Origin of the sequence: Streptomyces sp. V2I9 (assembly GCF_030817475.1) — a bacterium.
In the GTDB taxonomy this organism is placed as follows: domain Bacteria; phylum Actinomycetota; class Actinomycetes; order Streptomycetales; family Streptomycetaceae; genus Streptomyces.
Window position 1 is genome coordinate 895,957 of sequence record NZ_JAUSZJ010000002.1, and the last position, 16,542, is coordinate 912,498.

Consider the following 16,542-nt stretch of genomic DNA (forward strand, 5'->3'; position numbering starts at 1 on the left):
AGGCGGCCACCGGCGCGACGGTGCACCGGGCGGGCCCGGTCAGCGGCGGCCGGGGGTGGTGCGGCCGCGCCACAGGACGACGGCCACGGCCAGCAGCACCGCGCCGAGGCCGCCGGCGAGCGGGGCGACCCGGTCGGCCGTCACCTCGTCGGTACGGAACGGGGCCGGGCCCTCGCCGAAGTACCGCCCCTGTCGTCCCGCCGGGGCCGCCTTGGCGCCCGGGTCCTCCGGGCGCAGCCGGGCACCCGCCTCGATGGCCTCGGCCGGGTCGACGATGCCGTATCCGCGGGCGTCGTCACGGCCCCCGGCGGGAGCGTCACGGGCGGTGTCGGCGAGCAGCTTCTTGATCTGGGCCGGGCCGAGTCCGGGGTGGGCGGCACGGACCAGCGCGACCGCGCCGGAGACGAACGCGGCGGCTGCCGAGGTGCCCCACTCGATGTAGTAGTGCCCGTCCGGGTTGGCGACGACGATGTCGACGCCGGGGGCGCTGACGGTGGCGTACCAGCGGCGGGTGGAGAACGAGGCGTGCGTGCCGTACTCGTCGACCGCGGCCACCGCGATCACTCCGGGGTACGCGGCCGGGTAGGAGATCCGGTCGCCCTTCTCGCCGCCGTTGCCCGCCGACGCGACCACGGGGATGCCCTTGGCGAGCGCGTACTGGATGGCCGAGTCCTCGCCCGGATCGGGGTGGGCGGACTCGCTGTCGTCGCCGAGGGAGAGGTTGATGACGTCGGCGCCGTTGTCGGCCGCCCAGCGGATACCCCGTGCGAGGGCGGCGCCGCGGGACTTGCGGGCCTTGGCGCGGGCCGGGTCCTTGGACTCCAGGATGACCCGGACCGGCAGGATGCGGGCCTCGGGGGCGATGCCGAGGACACCGTCGGTGCGGCCGGGGCCGTTGCCGTGCCCGGCGATGATGCCGGCCATGGCGGTGCCGTGCAGGGCCCAGGAGGAGTCGCCGCGGGCCGCGCCGAAGCCGATGAGGTCCTTGCCGGGGAGCACCTGGCCCGCCAGGTCGGGATGGGCGTCGTCCACCCCGGTGTCCAGGACCGCGACGGTGACGCCCCGGCCACGGGTGGTCTGCCAGGCCCGGTCCGTGTGCAGGGCCTCCAGGGCCCACTGCTGGTCGCGGATGGCGTCCGCGTGGGCGGGGGCGGCGGGGGTGAGGGCGAGCACGGCGGCGGCGCAGACCGCGGCGAGGACGCGGTGGGGTCGTCGGGTCATCCGGGCTGCTCCGTGAGGTCGGCGACGGCTCTGCGCAGCCCGCGTTCCACCCGGTCCGCGACGCCCTTCGCCTCGTGGCCGAGCCCGGCCTGCGCGATGTCCGTCCCGGCGCCTTCGGCCATGGCGTCGGCCGCGGGCTGCGGATCGGCGACGGCGCGCCCGTCCGCGAAGCCGGAGACGGCGAGGACGACGACCGGGATCTCGGTGAGCGGGACGACCGTCCAGCTGGCCCGCTGCGCGGCGCCGAAGGAGGCGGCGGGGGTGCCCCGCGGGGCGTACGTACGGGGCATGAGGTCCTTGCGCGCGCCGAGCTTCTGTTCGGTGAACCGGGTGCGCAGGGCCCGCATGGCGGGGGCGTCGGCCTCGGCGAAGACCAGGCCGACGGTGGTCACGGCGGAACGGGTGGCGTCGGTGTAGGTGGCGCGCACCAGCCGTTCGCAGCCGACGGACCGGAGGGTGGTGAGGAGCAGCGGGTCGAGACCGTCGTCGCAGGTGGAGTCGGGGGCGACGGCGACGCGGGTCCAGCTGCGGTGGGTACCGCCGGGGCCGGCGCCCTTGCCCTGCAGGGTGCGCGGGAACAGTGTGTCGACGGGAACGCTGTGCCAGGCGGTGCGGGTGGCCGTGTAGGGGGTCTCGGCGGTCTCGGCCGAGGAGTCCCCGGTCAGCCAGGCTCCGGTGGCGGCCCCGCCGATCAGCCCGAGGCCGAGCACGACGCAGGCGGCGGCCGCGACGGTACGCCATCGTTGCCGGGGCCGGACGGGCCGCAGCCGGGTGGTGGTCTCGGCGGGGGTCTCCGGGAAGCCGAGGCGGAGCGGGGGCGGGTAGCCGCCCGGAGGCTGCGGAACCGCTCCCGGCACGGGCGTCGGAGCGGCGGGGCCGCCCCGCGTGAGCGGGGGCGGGGTGGGGGGCGCGCCGGGGGGCGTCGGGCTGACGGAGGGCGGGGCGGGATGTGCCGGACTCGTGGGCCGCGCCGGGCCGCCGCCGGGAGGCGGGGTGGACGGTGCCCGCGGTGCCGGCGGGGCGGAAGCGGACGGTGCGGTCCGGGGAACGGGGGGCGGCGGTGCGGCCGGTGGGGCGGGAGGAGGCGGTGCGGCGGCCGGGAGGGCGGGCCTCGTGAGGTCGGACTTCCGGGCCGTTGCCGCCGAGGCCGGAGGCGTCGCTGCCTGGGTCACCGGCGGCGCGGGCTTCGCGGCCGGGTGGGCGGGGGCCGGGGGCACGGGTGTCGCCGGGGCCGAAGGCGGCGTCGGAGGGGCGGCCGGGCGGGGCGGCACAGGAGGGCGCTGCGCTTCGGTACTCATCCGGCCCCCTGCGTACACATCCTCGTACCGACCACGGATCACCGCCGCTGACAGGCCCGTTGGTGTTCGTGTGCACGTCACTCTACGGGCTGCGGGCCGGCGGCGGGGAACGGGACGTCCAGGTCGGCGGCGGATCTGTCCCGATCGTCCCCCTACCCAGCCGTAGCGGCTCTCTGGCAAGCTGCGGCCATGACTGCCCGTGCCGCTGACCGGACCCGCTACAACCGGGCCACCGCCCATCTCGACGCCCCGATCGCGATCGTCGACCTGGAGGCGTTCGACACCAACGCCGACGATCTGGTGCGACGGGCGGCCGGAAAGCCACTCCGGGTCGCCAGCAAGTCGGTACGGTGCCGGACCCTGCTGGAGCGGGTGCTCGCGCGGCCCGGTTTCTCCGGGATCATGTCGTTCACGCTGGCGGAGTCGCTGTGGCTGGCGCGCGCCGGGTTCGACGACGTCCTCCTCGCCTACCCCTCGGCCGACCGCGCCGCCTTCGCCGAGCTGGCCGCCGACCCGAAGCTGGCCGCCGCCGTGACGGTGATGGTCGACGACCACGCCCAGCTGGAGCTGATGGACGCGTCCCGTGCGGGCGGGCAGGAGGAGATCCGGGTCTGCCTGGAGCTGGACACCTCGCTGCGGATGCTGGGTGGGCGGGTGCGGATCGGGGCGCTGCGCTCCCCCCTGCGCTCCCCCGCGCACCTCGCGGAGCTGGCCCGCTCGGTGGACCGGCGGCCGGGCTTCCGGCTGGTGGGACTGATGGCGTACGAGGGGCATGTCGCCGGGGTCGGGGACGCCGTTGCCGGGCGTCCGCTGCGGTCGCGGGCGATCCGGCTGATGCAGGCGGCCGCCCTCAAGGAGCTGGCGGCGCGCCGGGCCGAGGTGGTGCGGGCGGTCCGGGCCGTCGTGCCGGACCTGGAGTTCGTCAACGGCGGGGGTACGGGCAGCGTGCAGCACACGGCGGCCGAGGACGCGGTCACGGAGATCGCCGCCGGTTCGGGGCTGTACGTGCCCCGGCTGTTCGACAACTACACGTCGTTCACCGGCCGCCCGGCGGCCCTGTTCGCCCAGCCCGTGGTGCGCCGGCCCGGCGTGGGCGTGGTGACGGTGCTCGGCGGCGGTTACCCGGCCTCCGGTGCGGCCGGGGCGGACCGCTCGCCGGTGCCGTATCTGCCGGAGGGGCTGCGCTACGACCCGCAGGAGGGCGCGGGAGAGGTGCAGACGCCGCTGCTGGGCTCCCCCGCCGACGATCTGCTGATCGGTGACAAGGTGTGGTTCCGGCACGCCAAGGCCGGGGAGCTGTGCGAGCGCTTCGACGCGCTCCAGCTGATCGAGGGCGACCGGATCACGGCGACCGTCCCGACGTACCGGGGCGAGGGGCGGACCTTCCTCTGACGCCTGCCTCCGCTTCCTGTGTCCGCCGGACGCCTGCCTCCGATCCCCGCCTCCGCCGGACGCCTGCCTCCGACCGCGGCCCGAGGCAGGCGCGGGGTCACGGGCCGATGGACGCGCCGACTCCCCCGCCCGTCGCGCTGTCCCCCAGCGGGCGGATGCCGCGGGTGATCGTGTCCATCAGGGAGAGCGGCAGCTCGGCCACGCCCGCGTCGAAGGCGAACCGGACGATCACCGGGGTCTCGGAGCCCACCGAGGACGGGAAGGCGAGGGACTGCACGTATCCTCCGGGCCCCTTGCCGGTGGTGACCTGCCAGCGCACCAGGTAGCCGGTGCGGCCGGCGACGGTCAGTTCGCGGCCTTCGAGGACCTGGTGGGACCGGATGCCGCCGTGGAGACGACGGCCGAGGCCGTCCTCGCCGTAGGCCTTGTCCGCCGCGGTGGCGATGTCCGCCTCGGCCAGGGCCTTGGGGGCGGTCTCGGCGCTCCGGGCGGTGTGGGTGGTGACCGTGCCGTGGTAGCAGAACGAGGAGCCGCCGGGGCAGTCGTAGGACTGCTCCGTGCGGATGGTGGGGACGCCCCGGGTGCCGTACTCCGGTTTCTCCCAGCCCTCGGGGACCGGCAGGGTGACCCCGTTGAGCTGGTCCACGAGGATGGACGGGTCCGCGTCCGGTTCGGGCTGGGCCGATGTCGTGGCGGTGGCCGTGGGGGCGGGGGCGGGGGCCGAGCCGGTCGTCGTCGGGGTCACCGTCGTACCGCCCTCGTCACGGCCCAGCAGGATCACCCCGGTGACGGCCGCGCCCAGGACCAGCATTCCGGAGAGCGTGATCGCCAGGATCCTGATCCGGTTGCCTCCCCCGGAGCCGTCGTGGGGACCGCGCCGGCGCGGGAGCGGAAGCGACGGCGGACCGAACTCCACCGCCGGTGCGGCAGGCCGGGGTGCCGCCACGGGGGCGGCGGCGAGCGGGCGGGTGTGCGCGGTCCAGGCCGTGCCGTCCCACCAGCGCTCCAGGCCGGGTGCGCCCGTGTCCGGATACCAGCCGGGCGGCGTCGCGTAATTCATGTGCCCACCTTAGAGTCCGGCTTCGACACGGCCGCGGGGGTCGGCGGAGTTCCCGGCGCCCGGAGCCTCCGCGCCATCAGCCCTCGCGGCCGGTCAGGGACAGCAGGTCGCGGGCGGGGCCGGTGGGGCGGTGGCCGCCCGGCCAGACGGCGCGCAGCTGGCGGCGCAGCCGTACGCCTGCGATCGGGACCTTCACGAGGCGGCGGGCCGACAGTTCCTCGCCCAGGGCCAGTTCGCTCAGGACGCAGGGGCCGGCGCCGCTCTCCGCCGTGCCCTTGACCGCCGTGGTGGAGGAGAGCTCCAGCAGCGGTGGGGCCAGTCCGCCGTGCACGGCGAGCGCGGCGTCCAGGACCTGGCGGGTGCCGGAGCCGTGTTCGCGCAGGATCAGCGGGGTGGCGGCGAGTTCGGCGGGGAGCAGCGGGGTGCGGCGGCGGGCCCAGGGGTGGCCGGGGGCGACCACGACGACGAGGCGGTCGTGGGCGATGACCGTGCCGTCGAGCCCCTCCGGTATGGACAGCCCTTCGACGAAGCCGAGGTCGGCCTCGCCGGTGACCAGGCGGCGGGCGACGGCCGAGGAGTTGCCGACGAGGAGCGAGACGGCGGTGTCGGGGCGCTGCCCGCGCAGGGCGATCAGCCAGCCCGGCAGCAGGTACTCGGCGATCGTCATGCTGGCGGCGACCCGCAGCCGGGAATCGCGGCGGTCGCGCAGCGCCTGCGCGCCCGCGTCGAAGGCCTCCGCCGCCTCCACGACCCTGCGGGCCCAGTCGGTGACGAGCGCGCCCGCTGCCGTGAGCCGGGAGCCGCGCGGGGAGCGGTCCAGCAGGGCGACGCCGAGCTGCCGTTCCATGGACCGGACGCGGCTGGAGGCGGCGGGCTGGGTGATGCCGACGTCGCGGGCGGCCCGCCCGAGGCTGCCGTGGCGTGCGACGGCGATGAGCAACTCCAGCGCCCCGAGGTCGGGGACCCGGTGGGCGATGGGGATGCGGGGTACCTCTGCGTCGTCACCGGTCATAACGTCAGCTTATGACCTCATAGAGACGGAGTCCCTGGCAGGACCGGAGCCCGTACGCGAAGAATCGTGGCATGGCCATCTTTCCGCGGACCGGCGCCGCCGTGCCACCGCCCCCGCTCCCCCCTCCGCCCGGCCGGGCGGAGGCCCGTTCGGGGCAGGCCCTTGCGGTGGAGGTCCGCCCTGTAGAGGCTCCCGGCCCTGTAGAGGCTCCCGGCGGACCCGTGCGGGTGCCGGTCCTGCGGCACATCGGACCGAACTGGTACGCGTCCGTCATGGGCACCGCGATCGTCGCGTCCGCCGGGGCGGGGCTCCCGGTGGACGTTCCAGGGCTGCGCGTGGCCTGCGTTCTCGTGTGGGCGCTCTCGGCCGTGCTGCTGCTGTCGGTCCTCGCCGCGCGGGCCGGGCACTGGCTCTGCCACCGGGACCAGGCGCGCGCCCATCTGCTGGACCCGGCGATCGCCCCGTTCTACGGCTGCCTGTCGATGGCGCTGACGGCGGTCGGCGGAGCCACCCTGACGGTCGGCGCGGACGTGGTGGGCGCGCGGGCGGCGCTCGCGGCCGACGTGGTGCTGTTCGCCGCGGGCACGGCGATCGGGCTGGTGGCCGCGGTCGTGGTGCCCTACCTGCTGGTCGTACGCCACCGGCCCGCGCCCGGCACCGCGTCGCCGGTCTGGCTGCTGCCTCTGGTCGCCCCGATGGTGTCGGCCACGCAGGGCGCCCTGCTGGTGCCCCACCTGTCCTCCGGGCAGGGACGCGAGGCCCTGCTGCTGGCCTGCTACGCGATGTTCGGCATGTCGTCGCTGGCCACGCTGGTGGTGCTTCCGCTGGTCTTCTCCCGGCTGGTCCACCACGGCCCGCTGCCCCTCGCGCTGACGCCGACGCTCTTCCTGGTCCTGGGGCCGCTGGGCCAGTCGACGACCGCCGTGAACCAGTTGGCGGACGTCGCGCCGGGGGCGGTCGGGGACCCGTACGCCTCCGCGTTCGGCGCGTTCGCCGTGCTCCACGGGGTGCCGGTGACGGGCTTCGCGCTGCTGTGGCTGGCCCTGGCGGCCGCGATGGTGGTGCGGGCCGCACGGAACGGGATGGGGTTCACGATGACGTGGTGGGCGTTCACCTTCCCCGTCGGTACGTGCGTCACGGGGGCGTCCGGTCTGGCACGGCACACCGGCCTGGACGCGCTGACCTGGCTGGCGGTGGCGCTGTACATGTTCCTGGTCGCGGCGTGGGCGGTGGCCGGGACGCGGACCGTGCGCGGGGTGGTCGGCGGAGCGCTGACGGCAGCACCCGTGCCGCCTCGGCCGGCGACGGCCCGTACCACGTGAGCAACCGCCCGTCGACGAGTGCGGCGGGCAGGGCGGGGAACGCCTCGGGCCCGTCGTCGGCGTCGAACCGGTAGGGCTCGGCGGGCAGCACGATCAGTTCGGCCCCGGAGCCGTTCAGCTCGGCGAGCGGGACGCGCGGGTAGCGCTCGGGGTGGTCGGCGTAGACGTTGCGGACGCCGAGACGGGTGCGGAGGTCCCCGGCGAAGGTGTCGCGGCCGAGCACCGTCCAGTGCCTGCGCCAGACCGGTACGGCGGCGGGGCGCGGACTACCGGAGGGCGCGGGGAGGGCGGCCCAGGCGGCCTCGGCCTCGTCCAGCCAGCGGGGCCGGGCGAGCCCGCAGCCGTCCACGAGGACGCGGTGCAGTTCGGTGAACGCCTGGTCCAGGGTGCGGACCTCGGTGACCAGGACATCGAGTCCGGCGGCCCTCAGCGCGTCGAGGTCGGGGGCGCGGTTCCGGCGGGGGCCTCCGCAGGGGGCGGGCCCGCGCCGTACCGTCTCAGCGGCGCGAGTCGAACGTGGCGTCGATGTGTTCGGCCACCGCGACGACCAGGAGCCGGGTGCCGGGCACGGTGGCGCGCCAGCGGTGGCGGACCCCGCCGGAGAGGAACAGGCTGTCGCCGTGCTCCAGCCGGTGCACCTGGCCCTCGGCCTCGATGTCGACGGCGCCCTCGACGACGTACATCAGCTCGTCGTTGCGGTGCTGGAACTCGCGGCCGAGGTCCGGTTCGCCGGAGAACTCCAGGGCGCTGAGCTGGTGCCGGCCGCGCACCAGCCGGCGGACGCCCTCGCCCTCCCCGGCCCGGACGACGTCCACGGCGCGGGCGGAGTCGGCGGCGGCGTGGAGCTTCTCGGTGGTGGTCTCCAGCGCTTCGGCGACCCGGTCGAGGGATCGGGCGCTGGGACGGGCGCGCTCGTTCTCGATCTGGCTGAGAAAGGGCACGGAGAGGCCGCTGCGCTCGGCGACCGCGGCCAGCGTGAGGCCCAGGGTTCTGCGCCGTCGGCGGACGGCGGCGCCTACCCGCGGTGTGTCCTTGTCGTCCATGTCCCGAGCTCCCTCCCACCCCCGCCATCCTCGCGGTTGCCAGCACCTTACGCACATGGTCGCGCACGACGTCCGGTGAACGCCCCCGGACAGCCGGAAGGGGCGGCCCCGCCCGAAGGCGGGTGCCACCCCGTGCGACCCGGGTCTTCGTACCCGTGGCGCCCTACTGGGGCGCCATGGCGTCCGCCACGCCCGGATGGTCCCCGAGCCAGGTGCGGACGGCCTCCTGCTCCTTGCCGGAACCGGTCTTCTGGATCTCGGCTTCGAGGCTGGTGAGCTGGTCCTCGGTCAGCTCGAAGCTCTTGAGCCACCGGGCGACCTCGGGGTTCTCCTTCGAGAAGCCCTTGCGTGCCAGGGTGTGGATGCCGTCGCCCTTGCCCCAGAGGTTCTTGGGGTCCTCGAGCTTGGTGAGGTCGTACTGGTTGTACGCCCAGTGCGGCGACCAGAGCGGAACGACGATCGGTTCCTTCTTGGCGTACGCGCGCTTCAGCTCGGCCAGCATCGACGGCGTGGAGCCGTCGATGAGCTTGTACTCCTCGTCGAGGCCGTAGCCCGGCAGGAGCTTGTCCTTGAGCAGGCCCATCTCACCGGCGCTCGGCTCGATGCCGACGATCCGGCCCTTGAACGCGGAGGCCCGGCCCTTCAGGTCCTCCATGGACCGGACGTCCTTCATGTACGCCGGGACGGCCAACTCCAGCGAGGTGGGTCCGTACCACGAGCCCAGGTCCTCCAGGCGGTCCCGGTACTTCTTCCAGTAGCTGGCGTGGGTGACGGGCAGCCAGGAGTCGGTCTGGAAGTCGATCTGGCCGTTGGCCATGCCGGTGTACAGCGCGCCCGCCTCGTACTGCTGGACGTCGACCTCGAAGCCGCGCCGCTCCAGCATCTCCTTCCAGAGGAAGGTGGAGGCGATGCCCTCGTCCCACGGGATGTAGCCGATGGAGATCTTCCTGCCGTCACCGGTCTTCGCGTCCTCACCGGCGGCGGTGGAGTCCTTGGAGCCGCCGAGGAAGCTCATGCCGCCGGCCACGAGGGCGAGGGCGACGACGGCGGCGACCGCGGCCACGGGCTGCGGGCGGTAGGTCCAGATCTTCCAGCCCTCGGCAGCCGCGCGGGTCTTGGCGACCGCGCGGCGGCCGAGCGGGGAGACCACGGTGCCGAGCGCACCGGTCATCCGGTCCAGGTACATGGCGAGGATGACGATGGAGATGCCCGCCTCGAAGCCGAGGCCGACGTCGACGTTGCCGATGGCGCGGTAGACGGAGCCGCCGAGGCCGCCGCCGCCCACCATGCCCGCGATGACGACCATGGAGAGGCCGAGCATGATGACCTGGTTGATTCCGGCCATGATCGTGGGCAGGGCGAGAGGCAGCTGGACGCGCAGCAGGGTGTTGCGCGAGGTGGTGCCGAACGCCTCGGCGGCCTCGACGAGTTCGCCGTCGACCTGGCGGATGCCGAGTTCGGTCATCCGGACGCCGGGGGGCAGGGCGAAGATGATCGTGGCGATGATGCCGGGGACCACGCCGACGCCGAAGAAGATGACGCCGGGGATCAGGTAGACCATGGCGGGCATGGTCTGCATGAAGTCCAGCACCGGCCGGATCACGGCGCTGACGGCCTTGGAGCGGGAGGCCCAGATGCCGAGCGGTACGGCGATGACCAGGGTGACGAGGGTCGCCACGAGCACCAGCGTGAGGGTGTCCATCGCCTCGTCCCACAGCTCGACGGAGTCGATGAGGGCGAATCCGGCGAACGTGAACAGGGCCGCGGGCAGGCCGCGCAGCCACCAGGCGATGACGGCGACGATGCCCGCGAAGATCAGCGGCGCGGGGGCGGACAGGACGGCGGCCATGCCGTCGAACATGCCGCTGACGAGGGAGCTGATGGCGTCGAAGAGCCAGGCGAGGTGGGTCTGCAGCCAGTCGACCGCGGAGTCGATCCACTCACCGAGGGGGAGCCTAAACACCGGCCACCTTCTTCAGGCCGGCCGCCGCCGCGGTCGTGCCGGTCCGCGGCGCCTCCGCCGGGGTCATGGGCTCGCCGAGGACGGCGAGCAGCCGGGAGCCGGGGACGACGCCGACGAGCTTGCCCTTGGCGTCGGTCACGGCAACCGGGTTCCCGCTCTGCGCGCAGGGTGTGAACAGGTCGATGATCGGCGTGGACTCCGGGACCGCGGCGGGGGCCGCGGCGAGGACGTCCTGCGGGGTGCGCAGCTCCGTGCCGTCCGCCGCCCTGGTGCCCATGACGGTGTGCGGCTCGGCCATGATCGCGCTCGCGGTGAGCACCCGCGAGCGGTCGACGTCCCGGGTGAAGGAGGCGACGTAGTCGTTGGCCGGGGTGACGAGGATGTCCTCGGCGGTACCGAGCTGGACGATCTCGCCGTCGCGCATCACGGCGATGCGGTCGCCGAGGCGCATGGCCTCGTTGAGGTCGTGGGTGATGAAGACGATGGTCTTCTTCAGGCGCTTCTGGAGCTCCAGGAGCTGGTCCTGCATGTCGCGGCGGATCAGCGGGTCGAGCGCGCTGAAGGACTCGTCCATGAGCAGCAGGTCGGCGTCAGTGGCCAGGGCGCGGGCGAGACCCACGCGCTGCTGCATGCCGCCGGACAGTTCGTCGGGCCAGGAGCTCTCCCAGCCTTCGAGGCCGGTGAGCCGCAGCGCCTCGGCGGCGCGCACCTCGCGCTCCTCGCGCGGGACGCCCTGGACCTCCAGGCCGTACGCGGCGTTCTCCAGGACGCTCCGGTGGGGGAAGAGCGCGAAGTGCTGGAACACCATGCTGATCCTGGTGGAGCGGACGTGCCGCAGGTCGCGGGGGCTCAGGGCGGTCAGGTCCTGACCGTCGAAGAGGACCCGGCCCGCCGTGGGCTCCAGCAGGCCGTTGAGCATCCGCAGCAGGGTGGACTTGCCGGAGCCGGACAACCCCATGACGACGAAGATCTGCCCCGGCTCCACGGTGAACGACGCGTCGATCACCGCTGCCGTCGTTCCGTCGGCGCGCAGCTCGTCGCGGCCGGAGCCGCTTTCGAGCTTCCGCACGGCTTCATCGGGTCGTCTGCCGAACACTTTGTACAAGTGCTCGGCTTGCAGCCTGGACACATACACCTCACGCGTTGAACCGAAAAACGGTCTGCCACCCCCCTCCGGCAGACCGTGGAGCGATGCGGATTCCGTCCGCGTGGCACATGCGCCGGTGGGAAATGCGACGTGGTTCGCTCCGATGGCGCGGCTGCCCGCACTTACACGGCTCAAACAGGACAGTGACCCAGCTCACCCATCGGCCACGAAGCGGTGGTAAGCGGTTACCGAACGCGACTGTCGGCGGGGTGCGGCATGATCGGGGCCGTGACGCGACGCCTGATGCTCCTCGATACCGCCTCCCTGTACTTCCGCGCCTACTTCGGGGTGCCCGACTCGGTGCGCGCGCCGGACGGGACGCCGGTGAACGCCGTGCGCGGCCTCCTCGACTTCATCGGCCGGCTGGTGCAGGACCACCGGCCGGACGACCTGGTCGCCTGCTGGGACAACGACTGGCGCCCCCAGTGGCGGGTCGACCTGATTCCGACGTACAAGGCGCACCGGGTCGCCGAGGAGACGCCCGCCGGACAGACGGACGAGGAGGAGGTCCCCGACACGCTCTCCCCTCAGGTCCCGATCATCGAGGACGTGCTGGCGGCCTTCGGGATCGCCCGGATCGGCGCCACCCCGTACGAGGCGGACGACGTCATCGGCACCCTCACGGCGCGGGCGACCGGGCCGGTGGACATCGTCACCGGCGACCGCGACCTGTACCAGCTGGTCGACGACGCCCGGCAGGTGCGCGTGCTCTACCCGCTCAAGGGCGTGGGCACCCTCCAGACGACCGACGAGGCGTGGCTGCGCGCGAAGTACGGCGTGGACGGCGCGGGGTACGTGGATCTGGCGCTCCTGCGCGGCGACCCGAGCGACGGCCTGCCGGGCGTTCCCGGCATCGGCGAGAAGACGGCGGCGAAGCTGCTGGACGCGTACGGCGACCTCGACGGGATCATGGCGGCGGTGGACGATCCGAAGGCGAAGCTGACGCCGTCGCAGCGCAAGCGCCTGGACGAGTCGCGCGCCTACGTGGCCGTCGCGCCGAAGGTGGTCCGGGTGGCCGACGACGTCCCGCTGCCCGATTTCGACCCGGCGCTGCCGCACGAGCCGCACGATCCGGCCGCTCTGGAGGCGCTGGCGGAGCAGTGGGGGCTGGGCGGGGCGGTATCGCGGCTCCTGACCGCCCTTCAGCGGTGAGCTCCGAGGTGCTAGCTTAGGTTTACCTAAGTAATCGAACCAGGGAGCATCTCGTGGCAGAGCGGCCGGCCCGGCAGGGACCCAAGGCCCGGGGGGCGCAGGTCGTGCGCACCGAGCAGATCACCCCGCACATGGTGCGGGTGGTGCTCGGCGGCGAGGGTCTCGCCGACTTCGCCCTCTCCGGTTTCACCGACCATTACATCAAGCTGTGCTTCGCACCGGAGGGCGCGGACTACGCCCACCCGTTCGACATGGCCGCGATCCGGGAGAGCAACCCGCGCGAGCTGTGGCCCACCACGCGGACGTACACGGTGCGTTCATGGGACCCGGCCGCCCGTGAGATGGCCGTCGACTTCGTCGTGCACGGTGACGAGGGCCTCGCGGGGCCGTGGGCTCAGCGGGCGCGGGTGGGCGAGCAGGTGACCTTCCTCGGTCCCGGCGGTGGTTACGGGCCGGACGCGTCGGCGGACTGGCACCTGCTGGCCGGCGACGAGAGCGCGCTGCCGGCGATCGCGGCGGCGCTGGAGCAGATGCCCGCGGGCGCGCTGGTGCATGCCTTCGTCGAGGTGGCGGACGCCTCGGAGGAGCAGAAGATCGTGACGCCGGACGGGGTGGCCGTGAGCTGGCTGCACCGAGGCGGCCGCCCCGTCGGCGAGCTGCTGACGGCCGCCGTGAAGGGGCTGGACTTCCCCGGGGGCCGTGTCCAGGCGTTCGTGCACGGGGAGGCGGGCTTCGTGAAGGAGATCCGCCGCCACCTGCGGGTGGAGCGGCAGATCCCGCTGGCCCAGTTGTCGATCTCCGGCTACTGGCGTCTCGGCCAGAACGACGACGCCTGGCGCGCCGTCAAGCGCGAGTGGAACGAGCAGGTGGAGCGCGAGCAGGAGAGCGGCACGGGCGCCGCGTAGCACTTGCCCGCCGACCTGCCCGGCTCGGCACCCCGGACCCCGTCCGCCGCACCTCGCGGCGGGCGGGGTCCGCGCGTGGGAACGTGTCCGGGCGCCCCTCCGGTCGGGCGGCGTGGCGCACCGTCCGGCGGACCGGGCGCGCGTCCGCGCGCCCGGTCCGGAAAGATCGCGGAATCCGACCAATCCGTACGGCCGCCGGCTCCGAACCACTGCCGGAAGCCACGATGGTCCCAGGGAGGAAACCCGCGTGAAGGAAGCCGTACACATCAGTGGGGTGCCCTCGCCGGGTCCCGATCTCCAGGAACTCCTGGGGCGGGTCGCGCGGGGCGACCCGGAGGCGTTCGGCGCGGTGTACGACGCGGTGAGCGGGCCCGTGCTCGGCCTCGTGCGCAGTGTGCTCCGCGATCCGGCCCAGTCGGAGGAGGTGGCGCAGGAGGTGCTGGTGGAGGTGTGGCGCACCGCACCGCGCTATCAGCCCGCGCGGGGCAGCGCGATGAACTGGGTGCTCACACTGGCCCACCACCGGGCCGTCGACCGGGTCCGTTCGGCCGAGGCGGCCGCGGCACGGGAGCACAAGGCCGCGCTGCTGGAGCGGACGCCCGCCTTCGACGAGGTGTCCGAGCAGGTCGAGACCCGGCTGGAGAGAGAACAGGTACGGCGCTGCCTGCGCACCCTGTCCGAGTTGCAGCGGGAGTCGGTGACGCTCGCCTACTACCGGGGCCTGACCTACCGTGAGGTCTCCGAACTCCTCTCCGTGCCGTTGGGAACCATCAAGACACGGCTCCGCGACGGACTCATCCGGCTGCGGGACTGCCTGGGGGTGAGCGCATGAACACGGCCGAACTGCACACGCTGACCGGGGCCTACGCCCTGCACGCGCTGCCGGACTCCGAACTGCTGGCGTTCGAACGCCATCTGGCGGACTGCGAGGCGTGCACGCAGGAGGTACGGGAGTTGTCGGCCACCGCCGCCCGGCTCGGCCTCGCCGTCGCCGGGACCCCGTCGCCCGAGCTGCGCGGACGGGTGCTCCGGGAGATCAGGACCGTACGCCAGGAGGCGCCGGCGCGCGGCAGGCCGGAACGGTCCGGCGGGGGCGGGCGCACCGGACGGTGGTACGCCTACGCGCTCGCCGCCTGTGTCGCGGCGGCCGCCGCGTTCGGCGGGGTCGCGGTCTGGCAGAACCAGGTGGCGCAGGACGCCCGGCGGGAGGCGGACCGGGCACAGCGGCAGAACGAGGCGCTGGCCCGCGTGCTCTCCGCCCCGGACGCGAAGACGTCGTCGGGCGAACTGACCGGCGGCGCGCACGGCACCGTCGTGGTCTCGCGGGGCCTCGATCGGGCGGTGTTCCTGGCGTCGGGCATGGAAAGGCCGCCGAGCGGCAAGGTCTACCAGCTCTGGTTCAACGACGCCGGCACCATGCGTTCGGCCGGTCTGATGGACCCGAAGGCGAGCGACGACGCCATCCTGCTGGACGGGCCGGTGGACCGGGCGTCCGGGATGGGCATCACCGTCGAACCCGCCGGGGGGTCCGCCGAGCCGACCTCGTCGCCGGTGGCGCTGATGGACTTCCCGACCGCCTGACCGCTCGACCACGTAACAACACAAGGGAGCCGGTGTTCCATGAGTGTCGCGGTGGTGCTGTTCACCTCCGATCTGCGTCTGCACGACAACCCGGTGCTGTGTGCCGCCCTGCGGGACGCCGACGAGGTCGTCCCGCTGTTCGTCCGGGACGACGCCGTCCACCGCGCCGGATTCGACGCGCCCAACCGGCTGGCGTTCCTGGCCGACTGCCTGGCGGACCTGGACGCCGGACTCCGGGAGCGGGGCGGCAGGCTGATCGTCCGCCGAGGCGACAGCGCCCGTGAGGTGAGGCGGGTCGTCGAGCGGACCGGGGCCGCGTCCGTGCACATCGCCGCCGGGGTCAGCGGGTACGCGTCACGACGCGAGGAGCGCGTCCGGGAGGCCCTGGAGGGCACCGGCTGCGACCTGCGCGTCCATGACGCGGTGATCACCGCGCTCGCACCGGGCCGGGTGGTCCCGTCGGGCGGCAAGGACCACTTCGCGGTGTTCACCCCGTACTTCCGCCGCTGGGAGGCGGAGGGAGTACGGGGCACCCTGGCCGCTCCCCGCACGGTCCGGGTGCCGGACGGCGTGTCCGGTGACGCGCTGCCGGACCGGGACGCGCTCAAGGGTCTCTCCCCCGGTCTGGCCCGAGGCGGCGAGACCGCGGGCCGCGAGCTGGTGACGTCCTGGGTGAACGGGCCGATGGCCGACTACGAGGACGGCCACGACGACCTGGCGGGCGACGCGACCTCCCGGCTCTCCCCCCACCTGCACTTCGGTACGGTCTCCGCCGCCGAACTGGCCGCCCGCGCACGGGAGAAGGGCGGCCCCGGCGGCGAGGCATTCGTCCGGCAGCTGGCCTGGCGCGACTTCCACCACCAGGTCCTCGCGGCCCGCCCGGACGCCTCCTGGTCCGACTACCGGCCGCGTCACGACCGCTGGCGCTCCGACCCGGACGAGATCGACGCCTGGAAGTCCGGGCGGACGGGCTACCCGCCGGTGGACGCGGCGATGCGGCAGCTCGCGCACGAGGGCTGGATGCACAACCGGGCCCGGATGCTGGCGGCGAGCTTCCTCACCAAGACGCTGTACGTGGACTGGCGGGTGGGCGCCCGGCACTTCCTGGACCTGCTGGTCGACGGAGATCTGGCGAACAATCAGCTCAACTGGCAGTGGGTGGCGGGCACCGGCACGGACACCCGCCCCAACCGGGTGCTCAACCCGGTGATCCAGGGCAAGCGCTTCGACCCCCGCGGCGAGTACGTACGGCGGTGGGTCCCGGAGCTGGCGGAGCTGGAGGGGGCCGCGGTCCACGAGCCCTGGAAGGCGGAGGGGCTGGACCGGGCGGGCCTCGACTACCCCGACCCGCTGGTGGACCTGGCCGAGGCGCGGGCCCGCTTCGAACGCGCCCGCGGCCTGGACTGACCGTACGGCACCGGTGAAGGGGCCCGTTCCACGGCCGGC

The 16,542-nt window shown here is 74.0% G+C and carries 14 protein-coding genes and 1 pseudogene; 7 read left to right on the top strand and 8 right to left on the bottom strand.

Translation table 11 applies throughout. The features are described from left to right. Positions 1 to 39 precede the first annotated feature (39 nt). Complete coding sequence (gene mycP / locus QFZ71_RS03990; protein WP_307666859.1) at positions 40 to 1,221, bottom strand: type VII secretion-associated serine protease mycosin; 1,182 nt, start codon at positions 1,219 to 1,221, stop codon at positions 40 to 42. After that, positions 1,218 to 2,078 (bottom strand): hypothetical protein, encoded by an 861-nt coding sequence (locus tag QFZ71_RS03995; RefSeq protein ID WP_307666860.1) that lies wholly within the window; start codon positions 2,076 to 2,078, stop codon positions 1,218 to 1,220. Before QFZ71_RS03995 ends, mycP begins: the two co-directional genes overlap by 4 nt. A 630-nt stretch (positions 2,079 to 2,708) precedes the next feature. On the opposite strand from QFZ71_RS03995, the gene QFZ71_RS04000 reads away from it, so the two are divergent. Further along, positions 2,709 to 3,911: an amino acid deaminase/aldolase gene (locus QFZ71_RS04000; RefSeq protein ID WP_307666861.1), complete on the top strand. Its 1,203-nt coding sequence runs from the start codon at positions 2,709 to 2,711 to the stop codon at positions 3,909 to 3,911. A gap of 97 nt (positions 3,912 to 4,008) precedes the next feature. On the opposite strand, the gene QFZ71_RS04005 is transcribed toward QFZ71_RS04000, so the two are convergent. Next, entirely contained in the window at positions 4,009 to 4,971 is a 963-nt protein-coding gene (locus QFZ71_RS04005) for a DUF2510 domain-containing protein (protein WP_307666862.1), read from the bottom strand. Positions 4,972 to 5,047: 76 nt separating this feature from the next. Next, complete coding sequence (locus QFZ71_RS04010; protein WP_307666863.1) at positions 5,048 to 5,983, bottom strand: LysR family transcriptional regulator; 936 nt, start codon at positions 5,981 to 5,983, stop codon at positions 5,048 to 5,050. Between the two features lie 272 nt (positions 5,984 to 6,255). Between QFZ71_RS04010 and QFZ71_RS04015 the strand changes: the two genes are divergently transcribed. Then, the gene (locus QFZ71_RS04015; RefSeq protein WP_373465077.1) at positions 6,256 to 7,305 is read left to right on the top strand and encodes a TDT family transporter; all 1,050 of its coding nucleotides are present in this window, start codon (positions 6,256 to 6,258) and stop codon (positions 7,303 to 7,305) included. On the opposite strand, the pseudogene QFZ71_RS04020 reads toward QFZ71_RS04015, so the two are convergent. The 4 genes and pseudogenes from QFZ71_RS04020 to QFZ71_RS04035 form a co-directional block, all read right to left on the bottom strand. Beyond that, a pseudogene (locus QFZ71_RS04020) lies at positions 7,247 to 7,759 on the bottom strand (helical backbone metal receptor); the annotation flags it as partial. The gene QFZ71_RS04015 and the pseudogene QFZ71_RS04020 overlap by 59 nt on opposite strands. A gap of 43 nt (positions 7,760 to 7,802) precedes the next feature. Beyond that, positions 7,803 to 8,348 carry a helix-turn-helix domain-containing protein gene (locus tag QFZ71_RS04025; RefSeq protein ID WP_307666865.1) on the bottom strand — a complete coding sequence of 182 codons (546 nt, stop codon included), beginning with the start codon at positions 8,346 to 8,348 and terminating at the stop codon, positions 7,803 to 7,805. A 163-nt stretch (positions 8,349 to 8,511) separates the two neighbouring features. After that, positions 8,512 to 10,311, bottom strand: a complete 1,800-nt coding sequence (locus QFZ71_RS04030) for an ABC transporter permease/substrate binding protein (RefSeq protein WP_307666866.1) — start codon at positions 10,309 to 10,311, stop codon at positions 8,512 to 8,514. Beyond that, positions 10,304 to 11,380, bottom strand: coding sequence for a glycine betaine/L-proline ABC transporter ATP-binding protein (locus tag QFZ71_RS04035; RefSeq protein WP_307666867.1), 1,077 nt, complete (start codon positions 11,378 to 11,380; stop codon positions 10,304 to 10,306). The genes QFZ71_RS04030 and QFZ71_RS04035 overlap by 8 nt, the downstream gene beginning before the upstream one ends. A 321-nt stretch (positions 11,381 to 11,701) precedes the next feature. Here QFZ71_RS04035 and QFZ71_RS04040 point away from each other — a divergent pair, with 321 nt between their 5' ends. From QFZ71_RS04040 to QFZ71_RS04060, 5 genes are all read left to right on the top strand, one after another. Further along, entirely contained in the window at positions 11,702 to 12,610 is a 909-nt protein-coding gene (locus tag QFZ71_RS04040) for a 5'-3' exonuclease (protein WP_307671333.1), read from the top strand. Between the two features lie 53 nt (positions 12,611 to 12,663). After that, entirely contained in the window at positions 12,664 to 13,515 is an 852-nt protein-coding gene (locus QFZ71_RS04045; RefSeq protein ID WP_307666868.1) for a siderophore-interacting protein, read from the top strand. Positions 13,516 to 13,762: 247 nt separating this feature from the next. After that, on the top strand, positions 13,763 to 14,347 hold the full coding sequence (locus QFZ71_RS04050; RefSeq protein WP_307666869.1) for a sigma-70 family RNA polymerase sigma factor: 585 nt from the start codon (positions 13,763 to 13,765) through the stop codon (positions 14,345 to 14,347). Next, a complete protein-coding gene (locus QFZ71_RS04055; RefSeq protein WP_307666870.1) occupies positions 14,344 to 15,096 on the top strand; it encodes an anti-sigma factor in 753 nt (250 codons plus the stop codon). The genes QFZ71_RS04050 and QFZ71_RS04055 overlap by 4 nt, the downstream gene beginning before the upstream one ends. A 39-nt stretch (positions 15,097 to 15,135) precedes the next feature. Further along, complete coding sequence (locus tag QFZ71_RS04060; RefSeq protein WP_307666871.1) at positions 15,136 to 16,503, top strand: deoxyribodipyrimidine photo-lyase; 1,368 nt, start codon at positions 15,136 to 15,138, stop codon at positions 16,501 to 16,503. Positions 16,504 to 16,542: the final 39 nt, after the last annotated feature.

Bases quoted from the DNA above. Each gene is read 5' to 3' on its own strand.
- QFZ71_RS04000 (WP_307666861.1), top strand. From the start codon at position 2,709: ATGACTGCCCGTGCCGCTGACCGGACCCGCTACAACCGGGCCACCGCC.
- QFZ71_RS04015 (WP_373465077.1), top strand. From the start codon at position 6,256: ATGGGCACCGCGATCGTCGCGTCCGCCGGGGCGGGGCTCCCGGTGGAC.
- QFZ71_RS04010 (WP_307666863.1), bottom strand. From the start codon at position 5,983: ATGACCGGTGACGACGCAGAGGTACCCCGCATCCCCATCGCCCACCGG.
- QFZ71_RS04055 (WP_307666870.1), top strand. From the start codon at position 14,344: ATGAACACGGCCGAACTGCACACGCTGACCGGGGCCTACGCCCTGCAC.
- mycP (WP_307666859.1), bottom strand. From the start codon at position 1,221: ATGACCCGACGACCCCACCGCGTCCTCGCCGCGGTCTGCGCCGCCGCC.
- QFZ71_RS04040 (WP_307671333.1), top strand. From the start codon at position 11,702: ATGCTCCTCGATACCGCCTCCCTGTACTTCCGCGCCTACTTCGGGGTG.
- QFZ71_RS04060 (WP_307666871.1), top strand. From the start codon at position 15,136: ATGAGTGTCGCGGTGGTGCTGTTCACCTCCGATCTGCGTCTGCACGAC.
- QFZ71_RS04005 (WP_307666862.1), bottom strand. From the start codon at position 4,971: ATGAATTACGCGACGCCGCCCGGCTGGTATCCGGACACGGGCGCACCC.
- QFZ71_RS04025 (WP_307666865.1), bottom strand. From the start codon at position 8,348: ATGGACGACAAGGACACACCGCGGGTAGGCGCCGCCGTCCGCCGACGG.